This window comes from Pseudoalteromonas sp. T1lg122 (assembly GCF_002964825.1).
Classification (GTDB): Bacteria; Pseudomonadota; Gammaproteobacteria; order Enterobacterales; family Alteromonadaceae; genus Pseudoalteromonas; species Pseudoalteromonas gelatinilytica.
The window spans coordinates 233,008-258,731 of sequence record NZ_PQCG01000031.1 but is presented as its reverse complement, the minus strand read 5'-3'; the positions used below and the strand labels follow the sequence as shown (position 1 = coordinate 258,731).

Below are 25,724 nucleotides of genomic sequence, written 5' to 3'. Positions count from 1 at the left end.
CCCGATGAATAAGGATGTTGTTAAAGCGTTTTTATCGCTCAGTAGTTTTACCGCTCTTAATCATGGTAGCCGTATTGTGCTCACCTTGTGCCTTGCAAGGTTATTAAGTAGTGATGAGTTTGGTACTTTTGCGGCGTTACTCGCACTTTGTGAAATTCTTTTGTTACCTGCGAGTATGGGCTTTGCATCGTCTTTAATGCGTATTAGCTATCCGCTCTACAAGGCTCAGCAACATGAGTTATTACGGGGCTTAAAACACGTATATTTAGCTGCATCGTGTTTATTCGGGGTGATTTTTGTCGCTGCGGTGGTGATTAGCTTTCAGGCTATTTCACCGCATCAAAGTGCCAAAGAGCATGTAGTTTATTTACTGTTACTGGTGCCGATTGGCGCTATTATGCAAAGCCAATCGGCTTTTTTAGTGGCGTTAAATAAACCTAAAATAGGCCTAATAACACAGCAATGTATCTTTGAATTATTAACCGCAGGGTTTTGTTTCTTAGTTTATTTGATACGTGGGGACTTATCGTTAGTCGAGATTTGTATCTTGTTGTTTTGTAGTATCTTGTGTGTAGTCAGCTATCAATATTGGCTAATCAAAAAAATGATCGTCGCAGGGACTGCCCGCTACCAAACTAAGCAATGGTGTAAAGACTCCTTGATCATGCTCGCCAGTGGCGCAGGCACCGTATTAGTAGCAAAACTCGATGTATTATTGGTGCATCACTGGTTTGGTGCACAAGGCGTGAGTATCTTCTTTCCTGCGGTAGTGATCGCCGGCTTACTGACGATTTTAGGCAATGCGGCCAACCAATATTTAAAACCCATTTTAATGGCTAACGAAAATACCGAACAGCAACTGAGCGAGTTAATGAAAGTAGTGTGGCGCTTTAACTTTGCCGCTATCTTGCTACTCGCCTTGCTCGCAAAACCACTACTCAGCCTCTATGGCGAAAGCCAATTACAAGAAGGGTTTTGGATTTTAATGCTGCTGTTACTCGGGCAATTGTTACTACCAGCGAGAATTTTAGCGAGTAGCATGATCAAATTAAAAGGCAACCCACTCATCAACTTGTACGTATTACTAGGCGCAACCAGTGTCACCGTATTGATGGCTATAATTTTAAAAGATCAGTTTGGCTTAATGGGCGTGGCTGTTGCGTTTAGTGGTGGCTTTATGCTTGGTGCGCTATGCCGCATGGTGATTGTGTGTACACGCATGCGGCTGCCTTTATCTGTGGTATTGGGTTTAGTCAGATAAATAATATTCGACACTGGTAACAACACGTACTTTTTTCAGCTGAGGTGTATTTGAGTCTCTATCAGAAATTGAAAACTGGCCTTGGTGGGCGGTTTTAATTTTACCCAGCTTAGACTGTGAATCTTTAGCAAATTTCATTGCTACTTCACGGGCTTTTTCGGTTGCCTCTTGAATCATATTTGGCTTGATTTCATTTAAGCCATTAAACAAATACTGAATACGCGTTTCGTAGTTATCTTGCACTATCGCGATACCTTGCTTGGCTAATTGGCTTACTTCGCCTAACGCATGCTGTACTTTTTCAATATCATTCGAATAAACAATCACATTGCTGCGAGCAATATAACGGAACTGCTGATTCTCGCCGCCATATTCACGGGCTTGTTTATCAATAATTGACTGACTACCCAGACTAATTTCTTCGTCGCTAAAGCCATGCAGCTTTAAAAAGGCAACGACTGCATCACTTTTCTCTTCAACCCGCCCCACTAATTTTTCAAGGTTGTTATCGGCATCAGAAAACTGCAGTGGCCAAATAACGGTGTCGGCTGGCACTTCCATTTCGGCTAACCCTTTAACATGAACAGTGCGCTCCATGCCTTTCACATCAAGGGCTGCACTTTTCAAAATAAAACCTAATCCAAGCAAACCAACCGCCAATGCACACGCTGCAATAACGATATTAAATGGTTGCGCTTTATTCATGCTTTTCTCCTTGATGTAGGTCACTGTTTTTGACTCGAAAAGTAGTTATAAACAGGTTATCTTATGAGTATAACTTTTAATACTTTAGAAGCGTGTCGGTTCTAGTTTGGGTGTATTAAACTTAACAGACCCTGAAGTTTTAACAAACAGCGCAAGCGAAGGAAACAGCATGAGCGTTAAACGTATTAGCCAATTTTTTAACCCTAAATCAGTCGCGGTCATTGGCGCCTCAAATTCCCCTAACCGAGCGGGCTTTGTGGTTATGCGCAACCTTTTACAAGGGGGCTTTAAAGGCCCAATCATGCCTGTTAGCTTAAATCACAGCGCTGTACACGGCGTATTAGCCTACCCGAGCATTGCTGCACTACCTAAAGTGCCTGATCTTGCGGTTATTTGTACTAATAAAAACACCTTAATCAACATCATTAATGAGCTTGGAGAGCTTGGCTGTAAACATGCAGTGGTGATTGCTGCGGGTTTAAACGCCGACCAAAAGCACGCACTGAAAGAAGCAGCTGCTGAGGCTAATGTGTCTTTACTTGGGCCTAATTGCTTGGGCTTGCTGATTCCTCACATTGGCTTAAATGCTAGTTTTTCGCACACAGTTGCAAGCCCAGGAAAGCTCGCTTTTGTGTCGCAATCGGCCGCGGTTTGCTCAACGATTCTTGATTGGGCGAAGAACAAAGAGATTGGCTTTTCATATTTTGTGTCTGTAGGTGATTGCCTTGATATCGACTTTGATGAGTTACTCGACTTTTTAGGCCGCGATGCAAAAACCAAGGCTATTTTGTTGTATATCGATAATATAGAAGATATTCGCAGCTTTATTTCTGCAGCGCGAGCCGCTGCGTTTAGTAAACCCGTAATTGCTATTAAAACCGGTAAAACCAGTGCCGGAGCCCTTGCTGCAGAAATACACACTGGTGGCAAACAAAGCTCAGATGCGGTCTATGATGCGCTATTCCAACGAGCGGGTATGTTAAGAGTAAACGACTTACGAGAGCTTTTTGCTGCTACACAAACGCTAGCAATGCACCCCAAACTACTTAAAGTCGAGCAACTGACTATTTTAACCAATGGCGGCGGCCCAGGTGTCATGGCTGTGGATACGCTCTTGCAAAGCTCAGGAAAGTTGGCAGAGCTTAGCGACGAGACCAGAGCTGCGCTTAATAAAGTGATTCCGCAATCAGAAATGACCTCGAATCCGGTGGATATTTTTGGTGACTCAGCGCCAAGACGCTATCAACAAGCGTTAGAAATCTTGCTGCAAGCCAAAGAAGTTAAAAACCTGCTGATCATTCACACCCCTTCTGCGCTTGCACCGAGTGAAGATTATGCAGAGATCATTGTTGAAACCTTAGAGAAAATCCCGAAGATGGCACGCCCTTATGTTATGACGAACTTTATGGGTGAAGATGCCGCGTATGCCGCGCGTAAGGTCTGCGCTAATAATGCCATTCCGACCTACCGTACACCTGAAGGTGCGGTTGGTGCGTTTATGCACTTGGTAAGTTATCGTCGTAACCAAAAACATTTAACGCAAACGCCAGAATCGAACACCGATGATGCAAAAATAAATAAAGACGCAGCACGCACTGTAGTGAATGAGTTTTTAGCCGAAGAGCAAAGCTATTTATCAACCCATGAAGCAAGCCAAATTCTCACTCATTATGGTATTGATTGTATTCAAACTGAGGTTGCTTACACACCAACAGAAGCCAAAGAGCAAGCTATCGAACTGGGTTTTCCGGTAGCGTTAAAATTAATTAGCCCAAGTATTCCTTCAAAATCAGAAGTCGGTGGTGTGGTCCTTAATTTAAATGATGCGCAAGAAGTTGAACAAACAGCCTTTGCCATGCTGCTACGAATCAAAAACACCTACCCTGATGCCCATATAGAAGGTTTTTCACTGCAAAAGATGGCGCCACGAGCGGGTGCTAATGAGCTACGTATCGCTATAAAAACAGAGCCTAATTTTGGCCCAGTGATCTTACTGGGTGAAGCAGGCACCGGACTTGAATTCGCTCAAGCTGCAGTGGCATTACCGCCACTGAATATGAACTTGGCAAAATACCTGATTGCTGCGGCGCACGATAAAGGCGTACTTAAAGACCGCGTACTACCAGAAAAAGTCGATAAATACCGTTTATGTGCCCTACTCACCCGCATTTCGCAGCTGGTTATCGACCAACCTGATATTACTAGTGTTGAGTTAAACCCTATTTTAGCCAGCAACGGTCAGTTTTTGGTACTTGATGCAACCATTGGCCTTAGCCGTTATAAAGCAAAAGCGAACCGTAAGCGCTTGTGTATTCGCCCCTACCCGATTGAATTGGTTAAAGAAGTAACCCTTAAAAACAATACCCAAGCACAGCTAAGACCTATCAAACCGGAAGATGAGCAAGCACACTTAGAGTTTGATCAATCATTGAGTAAAGAAGACAGATATAAGCGCTTCTTCGGTGAATTACCGCAATTCAACCATGATCAGCTCGCGAAAATGACGCAAATTGATTATGACCGAGAAATGGCGTTTATTGTCAGCCAAGAGCAAAATGGTTCAGCCTGTACATTAGGGGTATCTCGTGTATTGATGGATCCAGACAAGCTCGATGCGGAATTTGCAATTGTGGTGCGCTCTGATTGCCAAGGTTTAGGGCTTGGCACAATATTAATGAACGCGGCAATTGAGCATTGTAAAAACCAAGGCGTTAAACAAATTGCAGGTATCACCTTGCCAGAAAACACCGGCATGATTGAACTGGCACGAAAACTCGGGTTTAAGATCACCCGCGACTTTGAAGAAGGCAGCATAAATATGGTGCTAAAACTTAACTAAAACTGGATCACTATTTTGCATCGTTTAAGAAATTACACTGCACGAGTTTTTGAAGGTAACGGTAAATATCGACGTATAGGACGCGCACTCGACGTATTTTTGATGTCGCTGATCATGGTCAATGTGGTGGCAATTGTACTGGAGTCGGTTGGCCCTTTAGCAAAGCAATATCATCACGAATTTTTAATGATTGAGCTGATTTCTGTCGGTATCTTCACCTTAGAATATGTGCTCAGACTTTGGTCTTGTGTAGATAAAAGCGTGCATAAAGAAAGCCCATTAACAAACTCAAAAATTCGCATTAGATATTTCTTTTCGCCGTTGGCGCTGATTGATCTGATCGCGATTTTACCCACCATTCTGATGGTCTTTGTGAGTGTTGATTTACGCTTCTTACGAGTGCTTAGGTTAATGCGTATCTTTAAGCTGACCCGCTATTCAAGGGCGATGCAGCTATTATTAAATTCATTTAAAGAAGAAAGCAGCTCACTGCTTGCGGCATTTTTTATTATGGCTGTGGTCTTGATCATTGCCTCATGCGGTATTTATTTAATTGAACACGATGTGCAGCCCGATAAATTTGGCTCTATTCCTGCTGCGATGTGGTGGGCCATGGTGACATTAACAACCGTTGGTTATGGCGATGTCGTACCTGTGACTCCCCTTGGTCGCTTATTTGGTGGTGCCATCACACTAGTTAGTATGGGCATGGTGGCTATTCCAACTGGTTTGTTGGCCTCAAGCTTTTCTGAGCAGTTACGTAAACGCAGACAAGTGTTTACCGATGCAGTCCACGAAGCCGTTGAAGATGGGCATTTATCGCCGGTTGAAGAAGAACACTTAGAAAACTTACGGTATAAACTGGGTTTAAGTCAGCAAGAGGCGAATAAAGCGATTCATAACGAACTTAAAAACCGCAATCGTAACTTATATTGCCGCCACTGCGGAAAACGCCAAGATTAACGAAAAGGGTAAAGCTTTGGCTTTACCCTAAAAATTCCTCATCCCATTGAGTATCTAAAAGCGCTTTTACTTCATCACCTGCCACAGGTTTGCTAAACAGATAACCTTGGAAATATTCACAACCTAAAGTGCGTAAGAATTGCAATTGCGTGTGGTTTTCAACCCCTTCGGCTACACACTCTTTCCCTAAGCTTTTTGCCAAGGTAAGCGTTGAGTTGATAATCGCTTCATCACCTTTATCGACCCCGATGTCGTTGACAAAACTCTTGTCTATTTTCAGCACATCAACCGGAAAACGTTTCAAATAGGTCAGTGACGCATAGCCTGTACCAAAGTCATCCATATAAATACGACAGCCTAGGGCTTTGAGTTTTTCCATACTTTGCTGCGCTTTATCTGAATCATGCATCATTACTGATTCGGTGATCTCAAACACTAACGCGCTTGCAGGCACTTTAATTGCGCTTATTGATTGATGTATTTTCTCGACTAGATTCTCGCTTTCAAAATCGAGGGCAGAGAGATTTATAGAAACATATAAATCAGGATGCGTGATACGCCACTGGCGTAGCTCAATTAATGCCCTTGAAAGGGTTTGCAACATAATTTTGGTAATTAGCCCTGAGCTCTCCGCAGCATTTGCAAAGTCTTCTGGTTTATATTCATCATTACTAGGCCAACGTAGTAACACTTCAAGTCCTGCAACTTTACCTGTTTGTGCACTCACGATTGGCTGATAATAATTACAAAACTCGTGCTCTTGATAGGCTTTGCTTAGCTGAGATTCAAGATGCAAAGTACGCTGCACTTGCAAGTTCATTTCTTGCTTATAGAATTGATAACAACTCTCGACATGACTTTTCGCGTGATACAGTGCCACATTAGAGGCTTTCAGCAATGCTTTGGTATCCTTTGCATCATCTGGGTAAACAGCAACACCAACGCTAAGGTTCACTTTTACAGCTTGCTGGCTCAGTTCAATATGGGTATCGACACAATCCATTACTTTTGCACATAACAGCAGTAGCTCATCAAGCTGCTTAAAATCTTCAGCAAGGATCACAAACTCGTCACCATCGAAACGAGCCACGCTATCTTGTGGGCGCAATACGAGCTTTAAACGCTTAGCAACACGCTTAATTAATTCATCTGATTCCTCACGTCCGAGCGAATCATTAAAGTGCTTAAAGCGCTTAATATTAACGTTTAATAAGGCGACTTTTGTTTGATGGTAATCAGCTTGTTCAATGGCATGAATAACCCGATCATTGAATAAGGTTTTATTTGGTAGCCCCGTCAAAGCGTCGTAATTGGCCAGTAAATGCAGCTCGCTTTCAGCCAGCTTTTGCGCGCTAATATCGGTAACAATAATGACGTAACTATCAAGCTGGCGATTACTGCCCGCCACCGCGCTAATTTTTATTAATACTTGGCGTTTCTCACCGCTGGCAACTTCAACCACATCTTCGGCAGAGAAATGCTCGCCCGATTTCAACGTTTGCATAATACGCAGATAATGAATACGGGTAGAGATAGGCATACCAAGTGTGAGCGAGCGGCTAGAGCGAGGCTCTGCAGGGAAACCAAAGGCATCTTGGAATGACTTATTGGTAGCACGAATACGCAGGTTTTTATCTAAGATAAACACCCAGTCACGGGTTTGTTCAAATGCCGCACCAAACAAGCGGGCATTTTCTTCAAATACCAGTTCGCGGGTCATATTTGTGTAAGTGCCCGCAACTTTTTCAGGGGCGCTATCTTGCCACTCAACCACTTTGCCAAAGTCTTTATACCAACGCCAATTGCCATCAGCATGACGTAGTCTGTAAGTGCAATTGAAGTAGCCTTTTTGCGTTGATAAAAATTCTAGCCACTCTAAACGGAAAGTTTGTTTATCATGTGGGTGAATCTTTGCTAAATAGTCATCTAAATTAACGCTGTCAGTTTCATAGCCTAACTCATTTTTAAGACGCGGCTGATAAATAATTGGGCTTTGCGATGACCAATCCCAAACCCCTGAATGACTGCCTTCAAGAGCAAGCTTCAATCGCGCTTCACTCTCTTTACTTTCTTTATGGGCAGCTAGCAGTATTTGTTGCATACGGTTACGTCTAAACACCCAAGCAGCAACAAACAGTGCAACCAAAATCACATATAAAACAATAAAGTGTGGCGCACGCCAAGGGGGGTATTTCACTTCGATATTTAAAATAGCGGGCGGCGTTAAATCGCCGGTTAATGGATCTTTTGCCCATACCTTAAGGTGGTATTTTCCTGCACTGAGTTTTGGGAACAGCACCCGGTTGTTATTGCGGGTATAGGTTTTTTGACCATCACCCAGTTGGTATTCATAAATGATACGTTCTTGATAGTTAAATGCCATCGCCGAAAAGGCAACTTCGAGGCCTATATCATCATGCTCAAGGACAACACTGTCGATTGGCTGTTTTAGCTCAGCGGGTAAATCACGAGACATTAAATCAAGGTTGGTAATATTTACGTGATCAATTAAAGCTTGCTGATAGTGGTTATCCATAGGGTAAAAATAGGTAAAGCCTTTTAGCGTACCATAGACAATTTGCCCCGACTCAAGCTTAGTAAATGCCCCACTATTAAACTCGGTTGAGAATAACCCTTCTGAGCCCGTAAATTGCTGAAAATGTAAATTATCTGGGTTTAGTCGCCAAAGTCCTTTGTGGCTACTCATCCAGATCATACCCGCTTCATCTAGCACCATGTCGTATAACAAAGTACCTAACTTATTCTTTTCAAGGTCGATGGTATAAATATGTTCGTAGGTGCTGGCGTCTAAGCCGATTAAGCCAAAGTTTGAAAGCGATAACCACAACACATTATTGTTATCTATGATGTAAGACATCACATTCACAGCAACATTTTCATGCTGTTCAGGCACTTTGTAAATCGTCGAAAGCTCGTAAGTTTTGGGATCAACTTGATAAAGAATACCCGCATTATAAAATAATGGCGCATCAGGCTTTGAAGATAACGCTGGTAAAAACCCGTAGGCTAAAAACGGCTCAAATTCATCAAATTTACCGCCTAATCGGGTTACTTTCTGGCTATCAATATTATAAACAAACATACCGTAATCAGGATGAACATAGTAAAGATCGCCCGATGGCATCAACAATATGCCGTGCACCCAATCGTTAATTAAAACCTGATTATCGGGGTTTGCCGCTTTGACAGGCGTGGCCTGCCCTGTTTTCGGATCAAAGCTTAAAATGCCGCGATTAGTATGCAGCCATAACTTATCTTTGTAGGGCATAACTTGATAAACACTAAACTCAGTGGTAATTAAGTCAACCTGATAATCTTTCAAAAACACTTCACTTTCGTAGTTTTCTAAATCAACCGCTGTTAAGCCATTATGGGTGGCAAGCCAAAGACGATTTTGAAACTCAGTAATACTCCAAATTGAGTGATGAGATAGCCCATCGCCTTTTAATGAATTGGCTGTCACATTAATAAAATTGTAATTGTCGTATGACTGATAAAACGCCCCATCATTTTTAGTTGCCAGCCACATTCCACCAGAGCGGTCTTTCACAATATCAATAATGCTGGTGTCAGCTAGTGTGTAACCACTTTCTTTTAAGCGCATATTCTTAGCTAACTCACCTGTTTCAAGGTTATATTCAAATAACCCTTTGTCAGTGCCAAGCGTAATCGAGTTAGCCTCTGGAATAATCTTCCAAATATTTAATTCACTGATGAGTGTTTTATTTTTAAAGGCGATGTCTGGGGTATCAAACATTGCTTTTAAATTACTAATATCAACCTGATAAAGGCCTCTAACAGCACCCACTAGCAATGTTTGTTCATTGATAATAGCGAATGATTTGACATAATTTTGATAAATATGAGTTGGCTCATTTTGCAGATGATCAAGCTTACGGACTTTTCCTGATGCCAGCTCATAGACATAAGCACCATTACTGGTACCCATAAAAATATAACCTTGGTACGCGAAAAGCTCACGAATAACACTGCTTTTTACACGTTCAGGTATTTCAAAAATAGAGGTGATTTTTTTCGTTTCTAAGTCTAGTTTGGCAAAATCCCAGCCACGCCCTAGCCACAGTGTTTTGTCATCAACAGCCACCATACTAAACACCGACTCAATAAAAATTTGCTCTTCAGTGGTTGGTTTAGCAATAAATTGCTGATAAGTATCGGAAGTGGGATCGTAACGGAATAAACCCGCTTGTAGCGAAGCTATCCAAATATAGCCTTGTGGATCTTGGTAAATACGGTCAATGATGGCATCTTCAAGCTCACCATTAGGGCCCTTAATATGGACCACCTGATAACCATCGTAGCGATTGAGGCCACCTTCAGTTGATAACCACAAGTAGCCACTGTTATCGATAAGCATGGTGTTTACATAACTTTGCGATAAGCCTTCACTGGTTGATAAACGTTTTACCTGCGAGATTGCGGGATGGCTAAACAAGCCACAGGTCAAAATAAAAAATAACGTTATACTGGAGAAGAACTTAGTCATTGACGTTCCAAATTGCTAACTTGGCACTGTGTCACGCGTAAAGTGCATCGCAACTACGTTTCGATGCGCATATACCTCAAACAACGATTGCAAAGAATTGGGTAATGTTAATGCATAGTTAAACCCATTTTGTAGATAAAAATCAATCAGATTTTGGTACACGAAGGTAAAAACCGTCCCTTTTTGTGATGCAGTTAGGGTAGCAAGTAATTGTGAAGCAATTTTTTGACCCCGCCACATTTCATCCACATAAAGGGTCGATAAAAATAACAGCCCAGCTTGGTTTTGAACTCGGCAAGCGGCAATTATTTCTGTCTCTTTGTAGGCAACCCATACTTGGTCAGCTTTGGTCGCTCGACCGCGTGCCTTGTGTTTATCATAAAATTTATTTACTAACGGCGTTTTAATTGGCTCAAGTAAACAAAATCTAAACGCAGTCATGGTTAGCTCATTAGCGAAAGGTAATGCTCAAACTGCTGCTTTAAGAACGCTTGCTCAGATATTGGACGACTATTTATTGCAGTATAAACACCTTCACGGGTGTTTTTACCACGCTTTATTTGGTAAGCCCAAAAAGACGCTTCGTAATCCAGTTGAATTTGATATTTTTGCTCTCGTGGCAATTTACATAGATTGAAACTCATACTTTCTCAGCAATAAAATTTTAATTTAGCAAGTATAACAAAATTAACAGGCTTTAATCCCTTTTATTAGTTTAAAAGCCCGCGTATAAACTTGATTTTGGAAACACATATCAGTAAATTAACGAGCAATTTATGTACGCAAGGAACGCATGTTGTCAAAATATCTGAGTCACAGATTCGCCTTATTTTTGCTGTTTTTTTGCTTCTCAAGTAGTGCCAGCACCAATTTACTGATCTTTAATCGCCCTGCCGATACACCACAAGCTCGCTATGTTATTGATTTAATGAAAATGGCATACAAAGAAATTGGCTATGAAATCCATATAATCGATTTTAATCATCAAAATGCACTGGTTGCCGCAAACCAAGGAGTGCTCGATGGACAGCTAGGCCGTATTGCTGATGTTAAAGATGATTATCCTAATTTATTGAAGGTGGACTACCCACTTTTTGATTTTAATTTAGTGCTACTGAAAAATTGCCGACAATGTCAATATGAAGAACTTAAATCGTTAGCAATTCAGTCAAGCTACCCGGCGGCTCAGAGTTATATCGATAACCACCCATTTGAAGGCGATGTGATCAAGGTTAGAAATGTCACTGCGCAGCTTAACTTACTGACGCAAAAACGTGTTGATGGGACAATCTTGTTAGACTTTTTATTGTCGACTAAGCACCCTGGTTTTGACCAAACAGCCTTCCATAAACAAGTTTTAATGCCGATGAAGAGCTTTCATTTTGTTCATAAGCGTCATGCGGCAATAATACCGCAACTGACCAAAGTACTTAAAAAGCTTGATGAAAACGGCACGGTGCAATTTTTAAAATCGAAATACAACCTCAGTAAATTTTAAAAATCAAAGCCACCTTGCTCAGGGTTTGTGTGTTGTTGCTCTGCCTGCTGTTTTTTCTGAAGGTAACGTTTATAACGCTGTTGGCATAAGCTAATGACTTTACGTTTTTCTGCATTGGTAAACTTATTCCAATAAAAACGCTCGTCACGACTACGGTAGCAACCTTTACAATAGCCCCGGTTATTAACTTGGCATATCCCTTTGCAAGGGCTTGGAATTTCAAATATTTCAATTTGTTGCATCACAAATGCCGGTTAATAAGTAATAGTAAAAGTATAGCCTGAAAATTAACCATAAAAAAAGCCACTTTAAAAAGTGGCTTCTTAAACTATCTGTTTCGCTTACTCAGATTCGCTTGTGGCAAGTTCTGCTTTACGATGAAAAGGCTTAGCATACATAGCTAATACCAAAGGTTTTAACTCCTCTGGCACTTTCGCGATGCGCTCGTTAAAAGCTGCTGCATCTTTTTCATCAATCACAGCTTGCGTACAACCACCCGCTATATAGTTACCTGGGTGTAAGAAAAACGAATCAACAATTTGCTGATCAATGGTTTTTGCCAGCTCTTCAGGCGATTCACAGCCAGACTCAATTGGCTCACCAAACGCTAAATGTACATGCCCTTTTGCTGTACTAAAACCTTCAACAATACTAGCAATGTCTTCACCCTGCTGTTTCACATACTGACCATGTTGCTGTTTGTGATAAAGCTCTTTCGCTTTAGCAATCGCGCAAGGCTCGTATTGATAAGAAATAGACACTGGTACAATTTTTAACTCGCGAACGTACTCAGCAAATTCTTTCTTCTGCTTGCGACCTTGTAACTGCAACATTTTAAGTAAGGCTGGATCTGTTTGGTCAAAACCGTCTTTTGCTCGGCCTTCTTTTTGCGCTATCCAAATTGAGTGGCCTTCAGCAAGTGAGTCATAGATATAAGCAGACAGCTGCGACAACGCTTTTAACATCTCTTTCGGAGCTTTCGCTGAGCGCTTTACAATAAAGCTTTTGTTTAAACGCATTAACTCAGTGATATAAGGAATTTGCAGTAAGTTATCACCAATTGCGATGCGAACTGTCGGCATGTTGTGCTTGAACAAGCCCCAATTCACCAACGCAGGATCAAGCACGATATCGCGGTGATTAGAGATAAATAAGTAAGCTTGTTTTGGGTCTAGTTTATCGATGCCCGAAAACGTTACTTCTGAAGTCGTACGGGTGATTAGTTTATTTAAATAATCAGCCACTTCATGCTGAACTTGCTCAACCGATGCGGTGTTGCCCCACTTTTTACGCAGCTGACTGCGCACTAATGGGCGAGTAATAAATGGGAAGTTCGATAAAAAGCGCGGTAGGTTATACTTAGCGATTACATCTACAAAGGCATTATCAGCAATCAAACGCGCTACTGAATCAGCTACTTCATCATCATTGTAAGGTCTTATGTCGGCGTATTTATCCACACTTTCACTCATTAAAAACTACTTAAGTTAAAAAACGGCACGCAGAGCGTGCCGTTAAAAATAATTGGCGGATTATAACTCAGGCAATTTTAAATGCGAACCGAGACGCGGTAGTTAACCAAGTTAAATGCCAGTAAATTTAAAAAAATTATTTTACAACAAACAATTACGCAATGCTCTTACCAGTTTGAGACGACTTTTTTAATACCATTTTTAGCAGTAATCTAAGGATTAAAATTGCCAATACAATACCTGCTATCAGGCTTAACCAATGTGGTAGAACTTCATGCTCTTCACCCATCATCGGCGCCACCACAAAACCATATTGCGCCACTAAATAATCGGTTAAAAAGCCAAATGCCAGCGCCGTACCAATCACCCCAATTAGGTAGGCAAATACCGCACGCTTGCCAAGCTCTTTTCCAACCACACCAAGCGTTGCAATGTTGGTTGCCGGCCCTGCCAACATAAACACCAGCACCGCCCCTGGAGACACACCACTGAGTAATAAGCCTGCCGCAATAGGTGTCGATGCAGTCGCACAGATATACATAGGAATACTGATTAAAATAACCACCAGCATCGCAAAAATACCATTACCCCACTGGCTTAAAAAAGATTCTGGAACATAAGTTTGTACCAGAGCAGCAAAGAATAAACCGATCATTAACCAAATCATGGTGTCTTCAAGCAGCTTGTTACAACTAAAGCTCACCGCACGTTTCAGTTTGCTAAAACGACTTTCAACGGCTTTAGTTGACTGCTCACTGCTACAACAGCTTTTCTGCGAAGGTGCTGCTTTTTCAGTTGCGCAACTGTGTTGTGGCTCCTGAATTGGTTGCGATCCCTTGCTACTACAACAACTTGTTGTTTTAACAGGCTCAAGCTCTTGAGGTGTTTGCTTACTACAACAACTTTGTGCGGGCTTAGCAGTTGCCTCTTTACTGCAACAGCTCGTTGTGGTCTTATGCTCAGGTTGTTTACTACTACAACAAGAGTCTTTTTTAGTAGTTTCTTGATCTGATTGTGTACTTTGCGGTTGATGAAGTTCACTGTCTTTGCCCACTAAGACACCGGCCACAATGGCACTGCACACGGCGGCAATAGGACGTATCACCGCCATAAATGGGCCAAGCAACACATAAGATACCGAAACCGAATCGACCCCAGTTTCAGGGGTTGAAACTAAAAATGCCGTGGTGGCACTTTTTGACGCCCCCGCCCTTCTTAAACCAATAGCCGCAGGGATCACACCACATGAACACAAGGGCATTGGAGCACCAATAAAGGCTGCTTTAACTGTGGTCCATAACCCTTCTTTGCCTAAATGCCGATTAAGAAAGTTAGCAGGCAAATACACATTGAGAAGACCCGCTATGAATAAGCCCAGCATTAACCAAGGCGCTGAGAGTAAAAATAGATGCCAAAAATTATTGAGTAAGTCCATCGATATCCTCCAGCGTCGTTAGTATTGAACAGTTTTCAGCAGGCTCTTCGCCGCCACAACATTTATCTGCTAATAATGAAAGTGAGTCATAAAAGCGAGTAAGCTCTGCAATTCGTTGTGCAACGAGATCGCGTTTTTGTAACGTCATTTCTTTAACTTCATGACAAGAATGCTGATCTTTATGAAACTTGATTTGCAATAGCTCTTTGATCTCAGCCAGACTAAAGCCAACATTCTTTGCTCTGAGAATAAACGCCATTTGTTTATAGTCATTCTCAGAATAAAAACGATATCCCACGTCTGAGCGCGAACTTGGCGTTAACAAACCATGCTTTTCGTAGTACCTTAGCGTATCTGTTGAGACACCCAACTGGCGTGCAAACTCACCTATTTTCATCACCGTCTCCATTGTGAAGCGTTTAATTATTATGCTCACTATAAACCTTGGAGTACACCCCAAGGTCAAGCAATAAATTAAAAAAGGAAAGCACATGAATATTACTGTCCTTGATGCAGCAACATTAGCCAACACGTCGTTAGATGCCCTAGCGCAATTAGGTAAATTAACCTGTTACGACTTAACCGCCCAAGAACAGGTTGTTGAGCGCTGCCAAGATGCCGATGTCGTTGTTAGTAATAAAGTGGTGATTGATCAACACGCCATGAGCAAATTACCTAATTTAAAATTAATATGTGTTGCAGCGACAGGGACTAACAACATTGATTTAGGTGCAGCAAAAGAGCATGGCATCGCAGTGACCAATGTCGCAGGTTATTCAACACCGAGTGTAGTGCAGCATACCTTTACCCTCATCACTAATTTACTGGGTAATACTCACAGATTCATTAATGATTGCCAGCAAGGCTTATGGCAACAAAGCCCCATGTTTTGCCGTTTAGATTACAGCTTTAATGAAATTGCCGGCAAAACACTGGCTATTGTTGGTTATGGCTCGCTGGGTAAAGCCGTTGCCGATGTAGCGCGTGCCTTTGGTGCCAATGTCATCATCAGTGAACGAAAAGGCCAAACGCCTCGTGAAGGTCGTGTTAGTTTCAATGATGCCCTGACCACTGCTGATATTATTAGTGTTCACTGCCCGCTTACTGATGAAACACGCAACCAAATCGCTGCGGCAGAATTAAGCATGATGAAACCGTCAGCTATTATCATTAATACTGCTCGTGGTGGGGTCATCAATGAGGCCGATTTAGCTGATGCATTAGCTAATAATGTCATTGCCGGAGCCGGTGTTGATGTACTCAGTAAAGAACCCGCAGAGCAAGAAAACCCGCTGGCACAATACAAAGGTGCAAACTTATTACTTACCCCACACATTGCATGGGCCAGCCAAGAATCTATCGTGCGCTTAGTTAACGAAATTGCGTTAAATATCCAAGCATTTAATCAAGGCGAAATGCGTAACAGGTTGGTCTAAATCGCAATTTATTAGTCAATAGAGCTAAGTAGTTAGTAATTTATAACTTAGCCTTTTGACTAAAAACAACATAAACAATTGATTTAGTTATGATTTAAAAGTTTGGCAAGCAGTTTGCTATTAAGTGAATAACTAAAAAACAATTTCTTCGGGATAAAAGAACATGAAAAAAGCACTTCTAATTGCCGCGCTAACTGCACCATTTTTAACTGGTTGTGTCATTGCTGTTTCTGACGGCGAAGCCGATACACATTGGGCGGGAAGCTCATCTAGCTGGCAGCAACAACATAAAAATAATCGTGAAGTGATTTCTAATCTTGCATTAGAGACAAGCTACCAAACGGTATTAAACAAACTAAATACACCTAACTTTACCGAGTTATTAAAGCAAGGTGATGATGTGTATCAAGTATTATTCTATGCAACGCATAGCATTCACTCTGATGGCAAGATGACTAAAGACGAGTGTACGCCACTTGTATTTAAAAATGATAAGTTAATTGGCGTGGGTGATACGATTTATAAATCACTTAGCAATGGCTAATAAGAAATTTAAAATGGGTGAGTAGGCAATCGCCTACTCATGTTCATTTACTGCGATCATTCTCGACACTATCTGATCTCGCCCTGCATCCTTAGCCTGATAAAGACCTAAATCAGCCTCCTCTAGTAAGGTTTGCTCAGCATAAACCTGACCATTTTCAGTGGTCGCAATACCAATACTAATTGTGACATGGTCAGCATTTAGCGACGCTTTGTGTGGAATGTTTAACTCATTCACGGCATTGCGCAATTTATTTGCAAACGAGATAGCCTCTTTCACTGAAGTATTGGGTAACACTGCCGCAAACTCTTCACCACCATAACGCGCAACAAAGTCACTGCCTCGTTCACACGCCCCAACTAAGGCATGAGCAATTTGTTTTAAGCAATCATCACCAGCTCGGTGACCATAGCAATCGTTGTAACGTTTAAAGTGATCAACATCCATCAGTAACACCGATAACGGGGTTTGATCCCGACGGCAACGACGCCACTCTCGTGCTAAATTTTCATCCAGATAACGTCGATTTGGGATCTCGGTTAGGCCATCAATTGAGGCGAGCATTTCGAGTAAGTCATTTTTTTGTTTGATCAGCAGCTGGTTACGCACTCTGGCACGCACGATAGCTGCACTAAATGGTTTAGTGATGTAATCCATCGCGCCTAATTCAAGGCCTTTAGCTTCATCATCGTGACTGGTATTGGCAGAAATAAATATTACGGGCAGCATACTGGTGGCCGCGCTTTCTTTTAACTTAGTAAGCACTTCGTAGCCGTCAATGCCTGGCATCACAATATCCAAGATCAACAAATCAACAGTCTGCGTTTTTAAAAACGTCAGAGCTTTTTCGCCACTCTCAACACAAAAAACATCATAGTCTTGCTGCAATGTTTTCTCTAATACCAAGCGGTTTAACGGATCGTCATCAACAATCAGTACCTTGGCTCTTTTCAACATCAGTAGATCCTTGTTCGATGATAAATGCGATGACCTGTTTTATTTGCCATTGCAACTCATCATTTAATTGTTCGGGCAGTTCGCCATCTACCTTAAGCCTAGCTTCACATTGCTGAGCGCACGCTGACAATCGCTTAAAACCGAGATTTCCGGCTGACCCTTTTACATTATGAACCACACGGACCAACTCATCGGTAGTTTTTAATGTAGAGATTTGTAATAACTGCTCTACTGCCATAGTCGCAAACTTTGATAACATAGTTAATACTAACTTAGTATTGTTTGCAAACTGAGACAGTATAAAAGCTTGATCAAAAAAGACTTCTTTTGTGTTATCAAGTTCACTCATTGCTAAAAACAACTTACTAGCAACAATCGGTTTAGTTAGGTGTTTATTCATCCCCGCCGCGATTGAATGCTCAATATCCTCACTTTCACTGTGTGCAGTGAGTGCGTAAATCGGCATTTGCTCTTTGGTGAATGACTGACGAATAATACGCGTTGCCTGGCAACCATCCATCTCTGGCATCTGAATATCCATAAAAATGAGATCGGGCCTTAAGCTATTTGCCAGCTCAATGCCTTTTTCACCATTTTTTGCACACACAACGGTGACATCAATTTGCTCTAGAATACTTTTAATAATGCTTAAATTAAGCGGGTTATCATCCACAGCGAGTACTAAAAGCCCTGATAAGTCAGTACTTGAAGGCAGTGAAACCAGCTCTTTTTTCACAGGCTCTGCGGCTTTATCAAGCTGTAAGCAAAAGCAAAATTCACTGCCTTTGCCTTTTTCGCTTTCAAGTTTAATTTCGCCTCCCATTAACGCAACTTCGTACTTAACAATCGCTAAGCCTAGACCCACCCCCTGATGAGAGCGCGTTAATGATTCATCACCTTGAGTAAATGCATCAAATAAGCGGCTTTGATCTGCCTTGCTAATACCAATGCCCGTGTCTTTAACAGTAAAACAAATGAGTTGCTGCTCAGCTGACTCTTCTACCAACATTAAGTTTAATATTACTGTGCCTTGCTCGGTGAATTTGGCTGCGTTTGTCAGTAAATTAGCTAATACCTGCTGCAAGCAAATCTGATCACCCATCAAGTTATCGCTAATGCTTTTATCGCATTCAACTTTAAATTCGATATCTTTATTTGCACATAAAGGAGCGGTAATCCCCTCACAGTAGTCGATTAAGTCAGGCACACTAAAAGGGGCTTTATTAATTTGCACTTGCGAGCTTTCGGCGCGGGCAAAATCGAGCATACGATTCAGTAAAGTAAGTAAGCTATTGGCCGCTGATTTTGCCTGTTCGGCATGGTTGCGCTGCGGCTGTGTTAAACCTTGTAAAGCGATAACATCAATTAAGCCTAATACAGCATTAAGTGGTGTGCGTATTTCATGACTGAGGTTAGCAATAAAGCGGCTTTTAGCTAATGTTGCCCGCTCAGCATCATCTTTTGCTTTTACTAAATCCGTCACATCCTGTACATGAACAACATAGTAATCAGGTGTTTGCTCAGCATTCCAAACTAATGACACACTAATTTGTAGCCAGCGCTGCTGCTCTTGTTGTTCAAGACTAAAGTGATAAACTTTTTTCTTCTCATGCAATAGCTCTGTCAGGGTATTTTTTAACGTCTGATAAGACTGTTCAGCAAATAAGTCTATTAATTTAAGATCATTGGCGTTTTCAATTGCAAAGATTTTACGTGCTGCTTTGTTTGCTTGCAGCACCTGATCATCAAGCGATACCAACAGCACCCCATTAGCGGCATATTCCATGGCACTGCGTAATTTCGCTTCAGAACTTTGTAATGCATTGAGCGCATTATGCTGCTCGGTAATATCACGACCAATCGCCATGGTGCCAAGAAATTGCTGATGCTCGTTGTAAAATGGCACGATACTAAACAGATAACTGTTATCTTCGGTGGTCAATCTTTTTTGATAAGCTTGGCGATCTTTAAGGACTTGTTTTTCAAGCTCATTTAACTCGCCGTTATCATCACTAATATCACATAACTGCTGCCCTACTAGCTTTTCTTGTGGTAAACCAATATAGCGCTCATACGCCTTATTACAGCCTAAAAACGAGCCATCAATATTCTTAAAATAAATGAGATCCGGTACGTTATTGAGCATGGTATTTAATAACGCTAAGTGACGCTCTTTCGCATCGATACTACGGCGTAATTGTTTTGACTTTACCTGTACTTGCGAATCAAGCGCTTTATTTGCCTCTTGTAAAGATTGGACGAGCTCTTCATTACGGCTAAACACCTTTTTCACACGGCTGAACCAAGGCTGCCAATCAACTGGAATACGATAATGAACTAACGCTTGTTTGCCTTCATCATGCTGCTCAAGATAATTCATTAAGTGCGTCATTGGTTTTACAAAAATACGCTGACTCAACCAAAAAACAGCGCTGAACATCATCACTAAAAACACACTCAAAAATGCGAATTCTAAAAAAATGTCGTAGCCTACAGGTTCACTCAGGGCTTGCTTTGATTCATAGAAACGAGTGTAAATAGGTAAGTTTGTTGCTTCTTGCACTAAATGACTGTGGTTATTTTTGCGCATATCTACAGCGACATTAGGCCAATGTTCGCTAGCACTGACGGCAGTGTTAAGTTGTGTCTTTGAGCTGGCTATAACTTGGTTATCTTGGTTGATAAAAATATACTCACCATAGTTAGGCGATATTTTTTTTAACCAACTAGAAATTGCTTCAAGGTCATAAATCAACACGATGTAATCACGACTATTGGCTGCTCGTTGCTTACCAATTGCAAAGTAGGCATGGCCATTAATAGTCAACACGGGGCTCGAAGCAAGCTTGTTGCTATTCACTAATAGAGGCCGAAACTTGTTATCTAGCACACTGGTCAAAAATTCACTTTTTGCTGTGTTACGTCGCTTAATATAAACAAAGCCTTGCTCATTAACATAAGCAACCGCTTCTAAAGATTGAATAAGTGACAGCGTGGTATTAAAAGACGGACCAAGGGCAATTACTCGTCGCCATTGATTAATTGCATAAGCGGTTGAGGCAAACTTTCCTTGCCCAACTATCTCGCCTACTCCATCACCAACGGTTTGATAGTAATAATGATCAAACTGGTTCACATTGCGCGCCCAACTAGGATCAAAATCATAAGAAAGTGGCTGCTCGTAGAGTTTAAACATGGTGTCAATGAGGCCATCTGCGGCACTCATCGCATGGCTAAGTTGAGCTGAGATATTATTAAAACCGTTTTGCCTGCTTTCTATCGCCCGCTCAAGTTTTAAATTATATAAGTGTAAACACAAAAAAAACGCCACCAGCAGCGGCACAATAAGTGCCACTGCTAAAGAGCGATAGTAATGCTTTAACGGTAAAAAATTCACTGGCTTATAAGTACCTTACCTCGGTAACAGCTAGGTTAACGAGGCATAGGTATACTGGCAAGTTATAAATTTTCTTCAGCAAAGCTGGCTAAACGACTACGTACTACACCGTTTAAGTTAACAGTGGCACTACCCTCAAAATCTTTAAAACGCTCAACAATATAGGTTAAGCCTGAGGTCACAGGCGTGAGGTAGTTACTATCAATTTGCGCTAGGTTACCTGAGCAAATGAGTTTAGTGCCTTCACCGCAGCGAGTAATAATGGTCTTCAGCTGTGATGCGGTTAAGTTTTGACTCTCATCCAAAATAACAACAGCATTTTGAATACTACGACCACGCATAAAGTTTACCGATTTAAACTGTACGTTGGCTTTTTCCATAATGTAATTACGGCTTGAAATCGGATTCTCATCTCCTTTATGCAGCACTTCTAACGTATCGGTGATAGCAGCTAACCACGGCGCCATTTTCTCTTCTTCGGTGCCCGGTAAAAAACCAATCGACTCAGCAATCTCTGGGGTATTACGAGTGACAATAACTTTATCGTAAATGCCTTTTTCAATAATCATTTCAAGCGCACTGGCAAGGGCGAGCAAGGTTTTACCACAGCCAGCGGGGCCAGTTAAAATCACCAACTCAATGCTTGGGTCAAGCAGCGCATCAAGTGCCATTCCTTGATACACATTTTTTGGTTTAACACCCCACGCGGTATGGCTCATCAAACGCTCAACACTGATATCTTTTAAAGTAATTTGTTTATCATCGTAGCTTGTTACTCGAGCCGCAAAGTGGTCGCTTTCATCTAAAATATATTCGTTACAGAACACATCGCTAATCGTGCTTTTTGCCACATGATGATAGGTATCTCGGCCTTGCTGCTCTGTTTCGCATTCTCCAACCTGTTGCCAAAAATCACCGTCAATTTTTTTATAGCCGCTAGTTAGCAACGCTATGTCGTCAATTAATTGGTCTGTTCTGTAGTCTTCAACAAATTTAAGCCCTGCCCCTTTCGCTTTGAGGCGCATATTGATGTCTTTGGTGACAAGCACAACCTTGCTATCGCTGTGTTGCTTCTGTAAATGAACAGCACAATTGATAATGCGATGGTCGTTTTCGTTGCCAGGTAACCCCGAAATACTGTCTGCAAATAAATGGTCATTAACGATAATTAAGCGACCACGAGATTCTGTTTTAGCCTTTTTATTGCTGGGGAGCGCGACACCCTGCAACATTTGCTCTGGAGAAGCGTCCTTTAGCACTTCATCTAAACCACGAATAGCAACACGGGCGTCACGGCTGACGTCATGTTTCCTATCTTTAATGTGGTCGAGCTCTTCTAATACTGTCATCGGGATAACGACATCATGTTCTTGGAAAGATAAATAAGCGAGGGGTTCGTGGAGTAATACATTGGTATCGAGCACATACATTTTACTATCAAGGTTCGAAGCTTTTTCCATAGCACTTTCCTTACGTTTTATGATTTTTATGCTATACCCAATAAACTAAACAAGCGGCGGATGAAGCTATGATTTATTCGTCAGGTATATACTCAGTTTAGTCTATTTACGACAAAAGTCCTTTTTATGACAAACAAATATACAATTATTTAACTGGTTAAAATACATACAATTTTTACCCTTTATAATGACTTAAAAAGGTTGACTAAATTTAATTGTGTGCGGCGAGTTTACTGCCTTGAAGTAGCATGGCGTTACAGGTAACATAGCCGCCTTTTTTCTTCATAGACGAGACATACATGAATTTTTCCTTAGGTCAGCGTTGGATCAGTGATACTGAGTCAGATTTAGGATTAGGCACCGTTGTTGCCCTTGAAGGCCGTCAGGTCAGCATTTTATTTCCAGCCAGTGGAGAAAACAGAGTTTATTCTTTAACAGAAGCACCTGTTACTCGTGTCGCATTTAATCCAGGTGATATTATTCGCAGCGTTGAAGAGTGGGAATTAGAAGTCGAGTCTGTTGAAGCGCAAGGCGAGTTACTATGCTATCACGGCACTCGCGTTGATAATGGTGAAAAAGCGCAGTTAAAAGAAACCTTTTTAGATCACTTTATCAAATTCAATAAACCACAAGACCGTTTATTTGCAGGCCAAGTAGACCGCTTTGACCGCTATACGCTGCGCTACCAAACTTGGCAGCACCAGTTTGAGCGCCAGCAATCACCTTTAAAAGGTTTAATTGGTCAACGTGCAAACCTTATTCCGCATCAGCTTTATATCGCACAAGAAGTGGGTAAACGTTTTGCGCCGCGCGTATTACTTTCTGATGAAGTGGGTTTAGGTAAAACCATTGAAGCAGGTATGATTTTACACCAGCAAATCATCAGTGGCCGTGCTAGCCGCGTATTGATTGTTGTGCCTGAAAACTTACAGCATCAGTGGTTAGTCGAAATGCTACGCCGCTTTAACTTACGTTTTTCAATCTTTGATGAAGAACGTTGTGATGAGGCATTTGCAGACTCACCAAACGTATTCGAAACAGAACAGTTAGTACTTACTAGCCTTGAGTTCTTAAGCAAGAAAAAACGCTGGTTTGAGCAAGCTACGCTGGCTGATTGGGATTTATTAGTGGTTGATGAAGCGCACCATTTAAGTATCAACAATGGTAAGCCAAGCACTGAATACCAACGTATGGCAGAGTTAAGCCAAGACATTCCAGGCCTTATCTTATTAACTGCGACGCCAGATCAACTTGGTCACCGCAGTCACTTTGCCCGCTTACAATTACTCGACCCAGATCGTTTCTACGACTACGATGCGTTTGTTGAAGAAGAAAGTAACTACAAAGATGTTGCCGAAGCTGCTAACCAATTACTGGGTGAAAAAGGCCTTGATGATGCATCTCGAGCAACATTAAAAGAGTTATTAAAAGAAACCGATATTACAGACCTTTTAACCAAAGCAGAGCAAGGTGATGAAACGGCACGCAACGAAATTTTATCAATGCTGCTAGACCGCCATGGTACAGGTCGTATTTTATTTAGAAATAGCCGTAGCGGAATTGATGGCTACCCAAGCCGTAAACTTCATGCTTATCCAATGGCGATGCCTAAACAATATAAAACGGCGATGTCAGTATTGGGTAACATGGCTGGTATTCAAAATGCAGAGCTAACTGCTCTTCGCGCTTTATTCCCAGAAAAAATCTTCCAAGAGTTTGAAGGTGAAAATGCCAGTTGGGGCGCATTTGACCCACGTGTTGATTGGTTAATCGACACGTTAAAAACCCTTAAACACGAAAAAGTACTGCTTATTTGTGCTAAAGCTGAAACCGCACTTAGCCTAGAACAGATTTTACGTGAGCGTGAAGCAATTAAAGCCTCGGTGTTCCACGAAGGCATGTCGATTGTTGAACGTGACCGTGCAGCAGCTTACTTTGCTGATGAGTACGACAGCGCACAAATTCTTCTTTGTTCTGAAATTGGCTCTGAAGGTCGTAACTTCCAATTCTCGCATCACCTAGTACTGTTTGATTTACCACTTAACCCAGACTTACTTGAGCAACGCATTGGCCGTCTTGACCGTATTGGTCAAACTCAAGACGTAAACATTCACGTGCCGTATTTCGAAAACACGGCACAAGAAGTGTTATTACGTTGGTACAACGAAGGCCTAGATGCGTTTGAAACAACCTCGACAACTGGGCAAATGCTGTATAAAGAGTTTGGCGAAGAGCTACTTGAGTTTATTGGTGCACACAATTGTGACGAAGAAGAGCTAGATCCACTACTAGAACAAGTTGCAGGTCAAAATGCCAAGCTTCGTAAGCAAATGGAAAGTGGTCGTGACCGCTTACTAGAGCTGCACTCAAGTGGTCAAGGTCGAGCAGAAAGTCTTGTTGCTGATATCGAAGAATTAGACGATCAATTCACGCTGCCAAGTTACATGATCAATGTGTTCGATACCTTCGGTGTAAGCCAAGAAGATAAAGGTGAAAATACCATTATCTTAAAGCCAACTGAGCACATGCTAAATCCATCTTTCCCATGTTTGAAAGATGATGGCATCACAGTAACGTTTGATCGCAGCACCTCGCTTTCGCAAGAAGACGCGCATTTCATTAGCTGGGACCACCCTATGGTGCAAGGCAGCTTAGATATGATTTGTGATGATGACTTTGGTACTGCCTCAGTGGCGTTACTGAAAAACAAAAAGTTACCTGTTGGCACCTTCTTTGTTGAAATGATCTTTATTGCTGAGGCGATGGCACCTAAAGCGTTGCAGGTTGGTCGCTTCTTACCACCTACGCCAATTCGTATCTTATTAGATAAGAGCAGCAATAACTTGGCCGACAATGTTGCCTTTGATGCCTTCAACCAGCAGTTGTCTGCAGTTGGTCGCCAAACGGCAAGTAAGTTAGCCAGTGCACTACAAAGCGCCATTCACCCAATGATCACCAGCGCACAAGGCATGGCACAAACCAAGCTTGAAACACTACGCGCTGAATCACTAGAGAAAATGCAAACTGCACTCGGTGAAGAGCAAGCTCGTTTAACAGCACTTAAGCAGATCAACCCGAATATTCGTGATGAAGAGCTTAGCTTCTTTGATAAGCAACGTAGTGAACTCACTACTTACATTGAAAAAGCGCAAGTTAAACTGGATGCAATTCGTTTAATTGTGGTTTCTCACTAACCCATTGGCTCGTAAGCGAAAGCTTTAAGGTTTGC

The 25,724-nt window shown here is 41.8% G+C and carries 18 protein-coding genes; 7 read left to right on the top strand and 11 right to left on the bottom strand.

Annotation, left to right across the window (positions count from 1 at the left end; all coding sequences use genetic code 11):
• The first annotated feature begins 4 nt into the window (after positions 1-4).
• Positions 5-1,261 (top strand): lipopolysaccharide biosynthesis protein, encoded by a 1,257-nt coding sequence (locus C2M33_RS11990; RefSeq protein ID WP_105174526.1) that lies wholly within the window; start codon positions 5-7, stop codon positions 1,259-1,261.
• On the opposite strand, the gene C2M33_RS11985 is transcribed toward C2M33_RS11990, so the two are convergent.
• Positions 1,250-1,966: an SIMPL domain-containing protein gene (locus C2M33_RS11985; RefSeq protein WP_063702066.1), complete on the bottom strand. Its 717-nt coding sequence runs from the start codon at positions 1,964-1,966 to the stop codon at positions 1,250-1,252. The two genes, C2M33_RS11990 and C2M33_RS11985, sit on opposite strands and share 12 nt — an antisense overlap.
• 169 nt (positions 1,967-2,135) lie before the next feature.
• Between C2M33_RS11985 and C2M33_RS11980 the strand changes: the two genes are divergently transcribed.
• Positions 2,136-4,805 (top strand): bifunctional acetate--CoA ligase family protein/GNAT family N-acetyltransferase, encoded by a 2,670-nt coding sequence (locus C2M33_RS11980; RefSeq protein ID WP_058586644.1) that lies wholly within the window; start codon positions 2,136-2,138, stop codon positions 4,803-4,805.
• A gap of 15 nt (positions 4,806-4,820) precedes the next feature.
• The gene (locus tag C2M33_RS11975) at positions 4,821-5,768 is read left to right on the top strand and encodes an ion transporter (RefSeq protein ID WP_063702064.1); all 948 of its coding nucleotides are present in this window, start codon (positions 4,821-4,823) and stop codon (positions 5,766-5,768) included.
• Between the two features lie 22 nt (positions 5,769-5,790).
• Here C2M33_RS11975 and C2M33_RS11970 read toward each other — a convergent pair whose 3' ends face one another.
• From C2M33_RS11970 to C2M33_RS11960, 3 genes are read right to left on the bottom strand one after another with little or no spacing between them, the layout of a single operon-like run.
• Positions 5,791-10,296, bottom strand: coding sequence for an EAL domain-containing protein (locus tag C2M33_RS11970; RefSeq protein ID WP_105174525.1), 4,506 nt, complete (start codon positions 10,294-10,296; stop codon positions 5,791-5,793).
• Positions 10,297-10,311: 15 nt separating this feature from the next.
• A complete protein-coding gene (locus C2M33_RS11965) occupies positions 10,312-10,737 on the bottom strand; it encodes a GNAT family N-acetyltransferase (RefSeq protein ID WP_105174524.1) in 426 nt (141 codons plus the stop codon).
• A 2-nt stretch (positions 10,738-10,739) separates the two neighbouring features.
• Positions 10,740-10,940, bottom strand: a complete 201-nt coding sequence (locus C2M33_RS11960) for a DUF3283 family protein (protein WP_054562754.1) — start codon at positions 10,938-10,940, stop codon at positions 10,740-10,742.
• 149 nt (positions 10,941-11,089) lie between these two features.
• Between C2M33_RS11960 and C2M33_RS11955 the strand changes: the two genes are divergently transcribed.
• Positions 11,090-11,794 (top strand): transporter substrate-binding domain-containing protein, encoded by a 705-nt coding sequence (locus tag C2M33_RS11955; RefSeq protein ID WP_158685584.1) that lies wholly within the window; start codon positions 11,090-11,092, stop codon positions 11,792-11,794.
• Here the strand turns inward: C2M33_RS11955 and C2M33_RS11950 are convergent.
• From C2M33_RS11950 to zntR, 4 genes are all read right to left on the bottom strand, one after another.
• Positions 11,791-12,036, bottom strand: a complete 246-nt coding sequence (locus C2M33_RS11950) for a DUF1289 domain-containing protein (RefSeq protein ID WP_063702055.1) — start codon at positions 12,034-12,036, stop codon at positions 11,791-11,793. The genes C2M33_RS11955 and C2M33_RS11950 overlap by 4 nt on opposite strands.
• 99 nt (positions 12,037-12,135) lie before the next feature.
• The gene (locus C2M33_RS11945) at positions 12,136-13,266 is read right to left on the bottom strand and encodes a 1-acyl-sn-glycerol-3-phosphate acyltransferase (RefSeq protein WP_063702052.1); all 1,131 of its coding nucleotides are present in this window, start codon (positions 13,264-13,266) and stop codon (positions 12,136-12,138) included.
• 154 nt (positions 13,267-13,420) lie between these two features.
• Complete coding sequence (locus C2M33_RS11940) at positions 13,421-14,701, bottom strand: SO_0444 family Cu/Zn efflux transporter (RefSeq protein ID WP_063702050.1); 1,281 nt, start codon at positions 14,699-14,701, stop codon at positions 13,421-13,423.
• Positions 14,685-15,098, bottom strand: coding sequence for a Zn(2+)-responsive transcriptional regulator (gene zntR / locus C2M33_RS11935; protein WP_082874003.1), 414 nt, complete (start codon positions 15,096-15,098; stop codon positions 14,685-14,687). Before zntR ends, C2M33_RS11940 begins: the two co-directional genes overlap by 17 nt.
• A 94-nt stretch (positions 15,099-15,192) precedes the next feature.
• Between zntR and C2M33_RS11930 the strand changes: the two genes are divergently transcribed.
• On the top strand, positions 15,193-16,137 hold the full coding sequence (locus C2M33_RS11930; RefSeq protein WP_105174523.1) for a D-2-hydroxyacid dehydrogenase: 945 nt from the start codon (positions 15,193-15,195) through the stop codon (positions 16,135-16,137).
• Positions 16,138-16,300: 163 nt separating this feature from the next.
• A complete protein-coding gene (locus tag C2M33_RS11925; protein WP_105174522.1) occupies positions 16,301-16,681 on the top strand; it encodes a DUF3192 domain-containing protein in 381 nt (126 codons plus the stop codon).
• A gap of 33 nt (positions 16,682-16,714) precedes the next feature.
• Here the strand turns inward: C2M33_RS11925 and C2M33_RS11920 are convergent, their stop codons facing one another.
• From C2M33_RS11920 to C2M33_RS11910, 3 genes are all read right to left on the bottom strand, one after another.
• Positions 16,715-17,638 (bottom strand): diguanylate cyclase, encoded by a 924-nt coding sequence (locus C2M33_RS11920; protein ID WP_063702044.1) that lies wholly within the window; start codon positions 17,636-17,638, stop codon positions 16,715-16,717.
• On the bottom strand, positions 17,607-21,035 hold the full coding sequence (locus C2M33_RS11915) for a response regulator (protein WP_105174521.1): 3,429 nt from the start codon (positions 21,033-21,035) through the stop codon (positions 17,607-17,609). The genes C2M33_RS11920 and C2M33_RS11915 overlap by 32 nt, the downstream gene beginning before the upstream one ends.
• 62 nt (positions 21,036-21,097) lie before the next feature.
• Entirely contained in the window at positions 21,098-22,495 is a 1,398-nt protein-coding gene (locus tag C2M33_RS11910) for a PhoH family protein (protein WP_105174520.1), read from the bottom strand.
• A gap of 299 nt (positions 22,496-22,794) precedes the next feature.
• Here C2M33_RS11910 and rapA point away from each other — a divergent pair, with 299 nt between their 5' ends.
• A complete protein-coding gene (rapA, locus tag C2M33_RS11905) occupies positions 22,795-25,689 on the top strand; it encodes an RNA polymerase-associated protein RapA (protein WP_105174519.1) in 2,895 nt (964 codons plus the stop codon).
• The last annotated feature ends 35 nt before the right edge of the window (positions 25,690-25,724 follow it).

Coding starts and splice junctions, on each gene's coding strand:
- C2M33_RS11960 (WP_054562754.1), bottom strand. CDS start 10,940: ATGAGTTTCAATCTATGTAAATTGCCACGAGAGCAAAAATATCAAATT.
- C2M33_RS11950 (WP_063702055.1), bottom strand. CDS start 12,036: ATGCAACAAATTGAAATATTTGAAATTCCAAGCCCTTGCAAAGGGATA.
- C2M33_RS11990 (WP_105174526.1), top strand. CDS start 5: ATGAATAAGGATGTTGTTAAAGCGTTTTTATCGCTCAGTAGTTTTACC.
- C2M33_RS11920 (WP_063702044.1), bottom strand. CDS start 17,638: ATGTTGAAAAGAGCCAAGGTACTGATTGTTGATGACGATCCGTTAAAC.
- C2M33_RS11930 (WP_105174523.1), top strand. CDS start 15,193: ATGAATATTACTGTCCTTGATGCAGCAACATTAGCCAACACGTCGTTA.
- C2M33_RS11910 (WP_105174520.1), bottom strand. CDS start 22,495: ATGGAAAAAGCTTCGAACCTTGATAGTAAAATGTATGTGCTCGATACC.
- C2M33_RS11925 (WP_105174522.1), top strand. CDS start 16,301: ATGAAAAAAGCACTTCTAATTGCCGCGCTAACTGCACCATTTTTAACT.
- C2M33_RS11970 (WP_105174525.1), bottom strand. CDS start 10,296: ATGACTAAGTTCTTCTCCAGTATAACGTTATTTTTTATTTTGACCTGT.
- zntR (WP_082874003.1), bottom strand. CDS start 15,098: ATGAAAATAGGTGAGTTTGCACGCCAGTTGGGTGTCTCAACAGATACG.
- C2M33_RS11955 (WP_158685584.1), top strand. CDS start 11,090: ATGTTGTCAAAATATCTGAGTCACAGATTCGCCTTATTTTTGCTGTTT.
- C2M33_RS11985 (WP_063702066.1), bottom strand. CDS start 1,966: ATGAATAAAGCGCAACCATTTAATATCGTTATTGCAGCGTGTGCATTG.
- C2M33_RS11980 (WP_058586644.1), top strand. CDS start 2,136: ATGAGCGTTAAACGTATTAGCCAATTTTTTAACCCTAAATCAGTCGCG.
- rapA (WP_105174519.1), top strand. CDS start 22,795: ATGAATTTTTCCTTAGGTCAGCGTTGGATCAGTGATACTGAGTCAGAT.
- C2M33_RS11945 (WP_063702052.1), bottom strand. CDS start 13,266: ATGAGTGAAAGTGTGGATAAATACGCCGACATAAGACCTTACAATGAT.
- C2M33_RS11965 (WP_105174524.1), bottom strand. CDS start 10,737: ATGACTGCGTTTAGATTTTGTTTACTTGAGCCAATTAAAACGCCGTTA.
- C2M33_RS11940 (WP_063702050.1), bottom strand. CDS start 14,701: ATGGACTTACTCAATAATTTTTGGCATCTATTTTTACTCTCAGCGCCT.